The 8,967-nt window shown below is 62.7% G+C and carries 9 protein-coding genes; 2 read left to right on the plus strand and 7 right to left on the minus strand.

Features of this window, described 5'->3' with window-relative positions:
• Positions 1-4: 4 nt before the first annotated feature.
• Positions 5-547 carry a YaeQ family protein gene (locus ACF8E5_RS16515; protein WP_023534041.1) on the minus strand — a complete coding sequence of 181 codons (543 nt, stop codon included), beginning with the start codon at positions 545-547 and terminating at the stop codon, positions 5-7.
• Between the two features lie 130 nt (positions 548-677).
• On the opposite strand from ACF8E5_RS16515, the gene ACF8E5_RS16520 reads away from it, so the two are divergent.
• Together ACF8E5_RS16520 and ACF8E5_RS16525 are read left to right on the plus strand one after the other, a co-directional pair.
• A complete protein-coding gene (locus tag ACF8E5_RS16520) occupies positions 678-1,877 on the plus strand; it encodes a CaiB/BaiF CoA-transferase family protein (RefSeq protein ID WP_197843869.1) in 1,200 nt (399 codons plus the stop codon).
• Positions 1,878-1,885: 8 nt separating this feature from the next.
• Complete coding sequence (locus ACF8E5_RS16525; protein ID WP_392475546.1) at positions 1,886-2,842, plus strand: TIGR02285 family protein; 957 nt, start codon at positions 1,886-1,888, stop codon at positions 2,840-2,842.
• A 126-nt stretch (positions 2,843-2,968) separates the two neighbouring features.
• Here the strand turns inward: ACF8E5_RS16525 and ACF8E5_RS16530 are convergent, their stop codons facing one another.
• The 6 genes from ACF8E5_RS16530 to xerD form a co-directional block, all read right to left on the minus strand.
• Positions 2,969-3,250 (minus strand): DUF3509 domain-containing protein, encoded by a 282-nt coding sequence (locus ACF8E5_RS16530; RefSeq protein WP_023534040.1) that lies wholly within the window; start codon positions 3,248-3,250, stop codon positions 2,969-2,971.
• Positions 3,251-3,328: 78 nt separating this feature from the next.
• On the minus strand, positions 3,329-3,748 hold the full coding sequence (locus ACF8E5_RS16535) for a histidine kinase (RefSeq protein WP_392475547.1): 420 nt from the start codon (positions 3,746-3,748) through the stop codon (positions 3,329-3,331).
• 126 nt (positions 3,749-3,874) lie between these two features.
• On the minus strand, positions 3,875-5,284 hold the full coding sequence (thrC, locus tag ACF8E5_RS16540; RefSeq protein WP_058603765.1) for a threonine synthase: 1,410 nt from the start codon (positions 5,282-5,284) through the stop codon (positions 3,875-3,877).
• 245 nt (positions 5,285-5,529) lie between these two features.
• Positions 5,530-6,834, minus strand: a complete 1,305-nt coding sequence (locus tag ACF8E5_RS16545; protein ID WP_392475548.1) for a homoserine dehydrogenase — start codon at positions 6,832-6,834, stop codon at positions 5,530-5,532.
• A gap of 83 nt (positions 6,835-6,917) precedes the next feature.
• Positions 6,918-7,661, minus strand: a complete 744-nt coding sequence (locus ACF8E5_RS16550; RefSeq protein ID WP_027913823.1) for a thioredoxin fold domain-containing protein — start codon at positions 7,659-7,661, stop codon at positions 6,918-6,920.
• A 154-nt stretch (positions 7,662-7,815) separates the two neighbouring features.
• Positions 7,816-8,712 carry a site-specific tyrosine recombinase XerD gene (gene xerD, locus ACF8E5_RS16555; RefSeq protein WP_196121691.1) on the minus strand — a complete coding sequence of 299 codons (897 nt, stop codon included), beginning with the start codon at positions 8,710-8,712 and terminating at the stop codon, positions 7,816-7,818.
• Positions 8,713-8,967 lie beyond the last annotated feature (255 nt).

The raw sequence follows: 8,967 nt of genomic DNA on the forward strand, positions 1-8,967 counted from the left end.
AGGTTCAGCCGCGCTCCCCCAGCAGCCACTGCAATTGCACTTCGTGCTGGCCACGGTCATCGGTCACGAACACCGTGCCTTCGCTGATCATCACATCCCATTTGATGCTGCGGGGCATGTCGGTGGCCAGGGTTTCGAGCACCTCCTGGGGCACGGCCGCGATGCTGAGGTTCTTGAGGTTCTTCACCGCGCTCACCACCTTGCCTTCCCACACCCGCAGGCTACCGTAGGCCAGCAGGCTGGTGCGTTCGGTACGGCGCGAGCACCAGGTCAGGCGATCGGCATCTGGCTGGCCTACTTCGATCCAATGCAGCACACGGTCGTCCAGGCTTTTTTCCCACAGCGCCGGCTCATCGACGTCCGACAGGCCCCGACCGAATGTCAGGTTTTCGTTGTACCACAGCGCATAGGCCAACAGACGAACCGCCATACGCTCCTCGGTTTCCGAAGGGTGCCGCGCGATGGTCTGCTTGACGTTCTCGTACACATTGCGGTCGAGGTCGGTCAGGTTCAGTTCGAATTTGTAGGTGGTGGACGGCTGGGCCATGGTCGGGGTGCTTCTTGCCTGAAGAAAAGTCGCACAGTCTAACCGATCCAGTCCCCGGTTGCGCCGCGGCAGTATCTGCCGCATCGCAGCTGTGATAAAAACACCGCTCTTCAGCTGCCACGGATGCCCCATGTCGACGTCAAGCAAACCCCTCGCCGGCCTTAAAGTGGTCGAGCTCGGCACCTTGATCGCCGGGCCATTCGCGGCGCGCATCTGCGCCGAATTCGGCGCCGAGGTGGTCAAGGTGGAATCGCCCGACGGCGGCGACCCGTTGCGCAAGTGGCGCAAACTTTACGAGGGCACCTCGCTGTGGTGGTTCGTGCAGGCGCGCAACAAGCGCTCGCTTACCCTCAATCTCAAGCACCCCGACGGGCGCGAGGTCCTGCGCAAGCTGCTTGCCGAGGCGGATATCCTGATCGAAAACTTCCGTCCGGGCGTGCTTGAAAAGCTTGGCTTTGGCTGGGACGTGCTGCATGCGCTCAACCCGCGGCTGGTCATGGTGCGTCTATCAGGCTTCGGTCAGACCGGGCCGATGAAGGAGCAGCCGGGCTTCGGCGCAGTGGGCGAGTCCATGGGTGGTTTGCGCTACATCACGGGGTTCGAGGATCGCCCGCCCGTGCGCACCGGTATTTCCATCGGCGACTCCATTGCAGCGTTGTGGGCGGTGATCGGCGCACTGATGGCCCTGCGTCATCGCGAGGTCAACGGGGGGCTTGGCCAGGTGGTCGACGTGGCGCTGTACGAGGCCATCTTCGCCATGATGGAGAGCATGGTGCCGGAGTTCGACGTCTTCGGTTTCATCCGCGAGCGCACGGGCAATATCATGCCGGGCATCACGCCCTCCTCCATCCATACCAGCGCGGACGGCAAGCATGTGCAGATCGGCGCCAATGGCGATGCGATCTTCAAGCGTCTGATGGTGGCTCTCGGCCGTAGCGACCTGGCCGAGGATTCGAGCCTGGCCACCAATGACGGGCGAGACCTGCGCCGCGATGAGCTGTACGGGGTCATCGATCGCTGGGCCAACGGATTGCCGCTGGAACAGCTGATGCAGGCCCTGACCGCAGCCCAGGTGCCGGCCAGCCGCATCTACTCGGCTGAAGACATGTTCAGCGACCCTCAGTACCTGGCGCGCGAGATGTTCCTGCAGGCGCGCCTGCCCGATGGCAAGGCGTTCCGCATGCCGGGCATCGTCCCCAAGCTGTCCGGCACCCCGGGCTCTGCCGACTGGGTCGGGCCGGCACTGGGCGAACACACCGACGAGCTGCTGGGCCAGCTGGGCTATGATGCGGCCGCCATCGCTGCCCTGCGCCAGGCGGGCGCTGTCTGAGCCTGTCGATGTGCCATTGCCTGCGCCCCGCCAGGTTGGCATGGACAGGCGCCGTACTGGCTGCACTGCTCAGCGTGCCCTCAAGCGCTCAGGAGCGACTGCTGTGGCTGGTGCGTGATCTGCCACCGTTCAGCGTATCCGACGGCCCGGAAAAAGGTCATGGGGTGATCGACCAGCTGTTACCGCAGTTGATCCAGCAGATGCCCGAATATGCGCACAGCATCGTGCGGGTCAATCGTGCGCGTGGCTTGCAGATGCTGCAGGGCAGCAGCAGCCTTACCTGTGACCCGATGCTGCTATGGACCGCCGAGCGCGCCCGCTATATACGCTTTTCCATCCCGTTGCTGGGCGTGCAAACCAGCGGACTGGTCGTGCGCAAGCAGAACCACGCCTTGGTGGCGCCCCACCTCGACGGTGATGAGGTCGATCTTCAAGGCCTGCTGAGCGACCCATCGCTACGCCTCGGTGTAGTGGCAGAGCGCAGCTATGGGGCTGTGATCGACGATACGCTGAGCAACTTGCCAGATGCCGCCGTCAGCCGACACTACGGCACCCAGGCCACCGCCAACCTGCTGCAGATGCAACGCTTGGGCCGACTGCGCCTGGTGCTCGGCTACTGGCCGGAAGTTCGCTATCTGATCCAGCAACAAGGCGGATCGCCGGATGACTACCAATTTCACCCGGTTCAGGGTGTGAAACCCTACCAATTCCTGCATGTGGGCTGCTCGGCCAGCCCGCAGGGACAAGCCGCCATGGCCCACATCGATCAGGTCTTGACCCAGCTGCGCCAGACGGTGCTACCAAAACTCTATGCGCATTGGCTCGACCCCGCCCAGCGGGCGGACTACCTCGAACACAGCCGAGCCTTCTTCAACGACCACGCGGCGGCACACCCCGAACGCCCTGAACAGGACGAGCGCCACGCCGCTGGGTCGATCGACCTTCCAAACCCCCAACCCAGATAAAAAGAAACCCCGGACGCTGGGGAAGAACGTCCGGGGTCAAGCGAAAGCCCTTGGGCTTCCAGCGACAGCAGTGGCCATGCGGGAGCAAAGCAGTGGCCGGCTGTACTGATCAATCTGATGACTCGCTCAGGCAAAGGTTCCCTGAGGTTGCTGACGCTGCTGCAACGCAGCAATCACGCAAGGCTGCAGCCGCCCTTCAGCGATCTGCAGATCACGGTGCAGACCATCGACCATATCCACCAGCAGGCGTTGCTCCTGCAATTGACGCTCGCTGACCGTGCGTTGCAATACCACCCTGGCCAGGTGGTCGTGGACGGTCAACTGCCGGTTACCGTGGCTATCGGCCAGGCCCAAGTGCGCCTGGTAAGGGGTGAGGGCTTGGTTGAGCAGTCTGCAGATTCGTTCCATCCGGATTACTCGCTTGCTTGATGAGTTGTAAGGAGCAGACCTGCAAGCGAAGCGGAAAGTTCTAACCCTCCATGCTGTTCAATGCGCCGTCAGCGCTTCCATGGGCTGCGACCTTTCACGTTCGGACGGGCTGGGCAGTGTTTGCAACGCCCTTTGCAGGGCTGGGGAAGACAGTGGCCATGGCAACTCCGCGATGACGTGCAAGCCGAAACTGCGGGCCTGTTCAGCCAGGTTGCGCCGCCGGGCGCCTGCCTGGCCTACGAACAGCACCGGGCAGGTGGGCGGTAACCGCTTGAGCATCGCAGTCCCCGTGCGGGTGGGCATAGCATGGTCGAAGATCAATAAATCCGGGGAGAATGCGCTCGAAAGGCATGCATCGAGCTCGGCCTTGTCCTGACAGATCCGCACCTGGAACACGCCCTGGGCATTGAGGGCCTGGTGCAGAAGGATCTGGTGGGACGGGCGCACGTGATGAATCAGTACATGAGGCTGTTGCATGAGCCGCTCCTGCTGGGAGGACCGGCTAATCTAGGCGCGAAGACGATCGGCCAGAATAGGATTTGTCTGAATTAAACCATTGAAACCGCTGAGGCTCCGGATCGGTCCGACCCGGAGCCTGCAAGGTCAGAGCGGCTTGCCGCGATTGCCGTGCTGGCTGACGAAGCTTTGTACTGCCTTGAGGTCATTGGGCAATACGGTGCAACGCTCTTCGCGGCTGAACAGGTCGCTCATGTGCACGGGCAATTCAAGCGCCTTGCCAACGCCCGCCTGCTCGACCGCTTCAGGGAACTTGACCGGGTGTGCGGTACCCAGCACGACCATGGGCGTATCCAGGCTACGGCGGCACTCGCGACCGGCTTTGACGCCGATGGCCGTGTGCGGGTCCAGCACCTCGCCGGTCGCCTCAAACACCTCGGCGATGGTCTGGCAGGTCTGTTCATCGGTGACGGCCAACGAATCGAAGAGCTTGCGTGCCTCGGTCCAGCGGTCCTGTTCGACGCTAAAGCCGCCGCCCTGGCGGAAGTTGGCCATCAACTCGGCGATCGATGCACCGTTGCGACCGTGCAGATCGAACAGCAGACGCTCGAAGTTGGACGAGACCATGATGTCCATCGACGGCGACAGGGTGGCGTGCAACTGCTCCTTGACGTACTGGTTGCCGCTCATGAAGCGGTGCAGGATGTCGTTGCGGTTGGTGGCCACCACCAGTTGGCTGATCGGCAGGCCCATGTTGCGTGCCAGGTAGCCTGCGAAGATATCGCCGAAGTTGCCGGTTGGCACCGAGAAGGCCACCGAACGGGCCGGGCCGCCCAACTGCAGGGCGGCATGGAAGTAGTAGACGATCTGGGCCATGATCCGCGCCCAGTTGATCGAGTTGACGGCCACCAGGCGGGTGCCCTTGAGGAACGACTGGTCGGCGAAGCTCGCCTTGACCATTTCCTGGCAGTCATCGAAGTTGCCTTCGATGGCGATGTTGTGGATGTTCTCGCCGAAGATCGTCGTCATCTGCCGACGCTGCACTTCCGAGACCCGCTGGTGCGGGTGCAGGATAAAGATGTCGACGTTGTCGCACCGACGGCAGCCCTCGATGGCGGCGGAGCCGGTGTCGCCGCTGGTGGCACCGATGATCACCACGCGCTCGTTGCGCTTGACCAGCACATGGTCGAGCAAGCGACCAAGCAGTTGCAGGGCGAAATCCTTGAATGCCAGGGTCGGCCCGTGGAACAGCTCAAGCACCCACTCGTTACTGTCGAGCTGACGCAGCGGGGCAACGGCAGCGTGGGCGAATTCGCCGTAGGTTTCTTCGAGGATCTTCTTGAAGTCGGCATCGGCGATACTGCCCTCGACGAACGGGCGCATGACTCGGAATGCCAGCTCGTGGTACGGCAGGCCCGCCCAGGATGCGATTTCTTCCTGGGTGAAACGTGGCAGGTTTTCCGGGACGTACAGGCCACCGTCGGTAGCCAGGCCGGCGAGCAATACGTCTTCGAAGTTCAGGGCCGGTGCCTGGCCGCGGGTACTGATATAGCGCATGGGACAAACCTTTGGTTTGAGCGGCAAGCCTCGTTTGCCCGCAGCAGGAAAGGGCCGGTGGCCTCGAACCTGGGCGGCACGCCTTGGCTTGCCGTGACTGTAGGGTGTTCTAAAGCCCCTACGCTGCATCTAGCTGCAGCGTCGAGGGTGTCGCTGGGCCTCTGTGCAACAAGCCCTGGTACTTGGTCACGCAGGTACGCAAACAGCCTTGCCGGACGCTCGTCACAAGGCTGTTCAGGCCAACCCTAGTTGAGCTGCTCGACGCGAATGCGCACGACCTGGCCCACCACATCCTTCAGGGCCTCGAGGGCGACGATGGCGTCGTTGATGCCCTGCTCCACCACGCGGTGGGTCAACAGGATCATCGGCACCAGGCCGTCTTGCTCTTCGGCTTCCTTTTGCATGATCGATTCGATGTTGATGCCGCGCTCGGACAGAATACTCGCCACCTGGGCCAGCACACCTGGGTGGTCCTTGGCCTGGATACGCAGGTAATAAGCGCTCTCGCAGGCTTCGATTGGCAGGATCGGGTGCGCCGACAGCGAATCGGGCTGGAACGCCAAATGGGGCACACGGTTTTCCGGGTCAGAGGTCATGGCACGGACCACATCCACCAGGTCGCCTACCACCGAGGAAGCGGTCGGTTCCATTCCTGCGCCTGCGCCGTAGTACAACGTCGAGCCGGCGGCGTCGCCGTTGACCATCACGGCATTCATCACCCCATTGACGTTGGCAATCAGGCGGTCAGCCGGAATCAGCGTCGGGTGCACGCGCAATTCGATACCTTCGGCGGTACGGCGTGCCATGCCCAGGTGCTTGATGCGGTAGCCCAAGGCTTCGGCGTAGTTCACGTCGGCCGTGGTCAGCTGCGTGATGCCTTCGGTATAGGCCTTGTCGAATTGCAGCGGAATGCCGAACGCGATCGACGCCAGGATGGTCAGCTTGTGCGCCGCGTCGATGCCCTCGACGTCGAACGTCGGATCGGCCTCGGCGTAGCCAAGCGCCTGGGCTTCGGCCAGCACATCCGGGAAGGCGCGACCTTTCTCGCGCATTTCGGTGAGGATGAAGTTGCCAGTACCGTTGATGATCCCGGCCAGCCAGTTGATACGGTTAGCCGACAGGCCCTCGCGAATGGCCTTGATCACCGGAATGCCACCGGCCACCGCCGCTTCGAAGGCGACGATCACGCCCTTTTCACGGGCTCTGGCGAAGATTTCGTTGCCATGCACGGCGATCAACGCCTTGTTGGCGGTGACCACGTGCTTGCCGTTTTCGATGGCCTTGAGCACCAGGTCGCGGGCTACGGTGTAGCCGCCAATGAGCTCGATGACGATATCGATCTCGGGGTTGCTCGCGACTTCGAACACATCAGCGGTAATGGGGGTACCGGTAATCTGGCAGTTCGGGTTCTGCGAGCGCATGGCGATCTGGGCCACTTCAATACCGCGCCCGGCACGGCGGGCAATCTCCTCGGCGTTGCGCTGAAGTACATTGAAGGTTCCGCCACCGACGGTCCCCAACCCACAGATGCCTACTTTGACCGGTTTCACTGTGAACTCCCCATTGAACGGCCGACACCTTTGCCGACCGTGAAACATGCCGTCACCCCATGACGACGGCGTATTGAACTGTATTACTTGGCAAGCGCCAGCTTGGCGACCTGCGGTGCAGGCTGGTAACCCGGAATCACCTGGCCGTTTTCGAGCACGATGGCCGGCGTACCGTTGACGCCGATCGACTGCCCCAACTGGAACTGCTTGCTGACCGGGTTGGTGCACTTGGCTGCCTTGATTTCATCACCCTCGACCATTTTGTCCATGGCCTTGCGGCGGTCGCTGGAGCACCACACCGCCTGCAATTGCTGGTCGCCGGCCGAGCCCAGGCCTTGGCGTGGGAAGGCGACGTAACGCACTTCGATACCGCGGCGGTTGAGTTCGGGTACTTCGGCATGCAGCTTGTGGCAGTACGGGCACGTGGTGTCGGTAAAGACGGTGATGTGGGACTTGGTTTCGCCCTTGGCCGGATACACCACCATCTCACCTGCCGGAATGCCGTTGATGAGCTTGGCAATGCCCAGGCGCTCGGCTTTCTCGGTCAGGTTGACGGGCTTGCCGTCCTGGATCTGGAACAGATAACCCTGCATCACGAACTGGCCATCGGCGCTGGCGTACAGCACGCGCCCGCCTTGCAGCTTGACTTCGTACAGGCCGCTGACCGGGCTGCTGGCCACGCTTTCAACGGGCACTTCCAGGGACAGGTTCTGCAATGACTTGCGAATGGCCTGCTCTGCGCCGACGGGTGTATCGGGCGCCGCAGCCACGGCAAAGGTGCTGGCCAGCGCCAAGGCGGCGGCGGCGAAAAACGGGGTCACGCGCATGGATACTCCTGAGGGCGGACAGGGGCCGCAGAGCGTCACCTGAGCAAAACGACGAGGTGACTGGGCGGCCCTTGGTGCTAACCGCCCAAGCCTACCACATCACGCCTGGCTTGAAGCCGCCGCAGACTGTCGGTTGGCCGAACATGAAAAACATTCATCCGCGCGGATGGTGCTCGGCGTGCAGTTGCTGCAACCGTGCTTTTGCCACGTGGGTGTAGATCTGCGTGGTCGACAAGTCGCTGTGGCCCAGCAACAGCTGCACCACGCGAAGGTCCGCACCGTGGTTGAGCAGGTGCGTGGCGAACGCGTGTCGCAGGGTATGCGGCGACAAGGCTTTGTCGATGCCCGCCACCTGGGCATGGTGCTTGATGCGGTGCCAGAAGGTCTGCCGCGTCATCTGCTCGCCGCGCAGGCTGGGGAACAGCACGTCACTGGGGCGGCCGTTGAGCAACTCGGCACGGCCGTTACGCAGGTAGCGCTCCAGCCACACCACCGCCTCCTCGCCCATGGGCACCAGCCGCTCCTTGCTCCCTTTGCCCATCACCCTGAGTACGCCTTGGCGCAGATTGACCTGATCGAGCGTGAGGCTGACCAGCTCGGTCACGCGCAGGCCGCAGGCATACAGTACTTCGAGCATGGCGCGGTCACGCTGGCCGATAGCCTCGCCAAGCTCCGGGGCTTGCAACAAGGCTTCCACGTCGGCCTCGGACAGCGATTTGGGTAGCGGCTTGCCCAGTTGGGGCATGTCCACCTGGAGTGTCGGGTCGATGGCAATGAGCTTTTCGCGCAGCAGGTAGCGGAAGAAACCGCGTAGCCCGGACAGGAATCGCGCGGTCGAGCGCGGCTTGTAGCCCTGGTCCAGGCGCCAGGCCAGGTGGTCGAGAATCAGTTCGCGGCCGGCGTCTGGGAGGTTGACCGAGCGGGCTTGGAGCCAGCCGTTGAACAGGGCCAGGTCGCTGCGATATGAGGTGCGGGTATTGTCGGACAATCCCTTTTCGAGCCACAGGGCGTCCAGGAATTGGTCGATGAGCGGGTGGTCCAGGGCGGGCATGCTGGGAGCTGTTGGCGGCTTTGGGGGGCGTAGTGTTTCATAGCGGTTGGCGGGTTGTCTGTAGCTGGGTGGGCTACCCTGGATTGCTTATCGAGGCTCGTGAGTTTTTATGGGCCGCGGCGGTGAAGGGCTGGGTGGTGAGTTCAGGTATTCGCTGTGATCGGCTGAGCACCTGATCGTTTGAACGCCTGGGCGGGGGCGCAGATGGCTAGTTGGTATTCATTGGCGAGGGTGGCGCACAGTCACCTTTCCGCC

Origin of the sequence: Pseudomonas sp. WSY_20 (genome assembly GCF_043104335.1) — a bacterium.
GTDB lineage: Bacteria > Pseudomonadota > Gammaproteobacteria > Pseudomonadales > Pseudomonadaceae > Aquipseudomonas > Aquipseudomonas parafulva_B.